Source organism: Streptomyces sp. NPDC054765 (genome assembly GCF_053612065.1).
In genome coordinates this window covers 1-1,326 of record NZ_JBSHBP010000143.1, presented here as the reverse complement: position 1 = coordinate 1,326, position 1,326 = coordinate 1, and the positions used below count along the sequence as shown (strand labels likewise).

Genomic DNA, 1,326 nt, shown 5'->3' with positions numbered 1-1,326 from the left:
ATTGCTGCAATGACACGACTTCGGCGGTGTGCTTGAGCCCCGCTACATTGTCGGCGCGGAATCACTTGACCAGTGAGCTATTACGCACTCTTTCAAGGGTGGCTGCTTCTAAGCCAACCTCCTGGTTGTCTCTGCGACTCCACATCCTTTCCCACTTAGCACACGCTTAGGGGCCTTAGTCGATGCTCTGGGCTGTTTCCCTCTCGACCATGGAGCTTATCCCCCACAGTCTCACTGCCGCGCTCTCACTTACCGGCATTCGGAGTTTGGCTAAGGTCAGTAACCCGGTAGGGCCCATCGCCTATCCAGTGCTCTACCTCCGGCAAGAAACACACGACGCTGCACCTAAATGCATTTCGGGGAGAACCAGCTATCACGGAGTTTGATTGGCCTTTCACCCCTAACCACAGGTCATCCCCCAGGTTTTCAACCCTGGTGGGTTCGGTCCTCCACGAAGTCTTACCTCCGCTTCAACCTGCCCATGGCTAGATCACTCCGCTTCGGGTCTTGGGCACGCTACTCAACGCCCTATTCGGACTCGCTTTCGCTACGGCTTCCCCACACGGGTTAACCTCGCAACATACCGCAAACTCGCAGGCTCATTCTTCAAAAGGCACGCAGTCACGACGCAGAGACAAGTCTCTGCGCGACGCTCCCACGGCTTGTAGGCACACGGTTTCAGGTACTATTTCACTCCGCTCCCGCGGTACTTTTCACCATTCCCTCACGGTACTATCCGCTATCGGTCACCAGGGAATATTTAGGCTTAACGGGTGGTCCCGCCAGATTCACACGGGATTTCTCGGGCCCCGTGCTACTTGGGTGGTTCTCAAGCAAGCCGTTAATGTTTCAGCTACGGGGGTCTTACCCTCTACGCCGGACCTTTCGCATGTCCTTCGCCTACACCAACGGTTTCTGACTTGCCTCATCGCCGGCAGACGACAAAAGAGAACTCCCACAACCCCAACCACGCAACCCCTGCCGGGTATCACACGTGACTGGTTTGGCCTCATCCGGTTTCGCTCGCCACTACTCCCGGAATCACTGTTGTTTTCTCTTCCTGCGGGTACTGAGATGTTTCACTTCCCCGCGTTCCCTCCACACTGCCTATGTGTTCAGCAGCGGGTGACAGCCCATGACGACTGCCGGGTTTCCCCATTCGGACACCCCCGGATCAAAGCTCGGTTGACAGCTCCCCGGGGCCTATCGCGGCCTCCCACGTCCTTCATCGGTTCCTGGTACCAAGGCATCCACCGTGCGCCCTTAAAAACTTGGCCACAGATGCTCGCGTCCACTGTGCAGTTCTCAAGCAACGACCAGCCACCC

The 1,326-nt window shown here is 57.0% G+C and carries 1 rRNA gene (only partly in view); it reads right to left on the bottom strand.

Annotated elements, in window-relative coordinates:
• Nucleotides 1-1,277 (bottom strand): 23S ribosomal RNA (locus ACWGJY_RS37430); it reaches 1,927 nt to the left of the window's first position.
• Nucleotides 1,278-1,326: the final 49 nt, after the last annotated feature.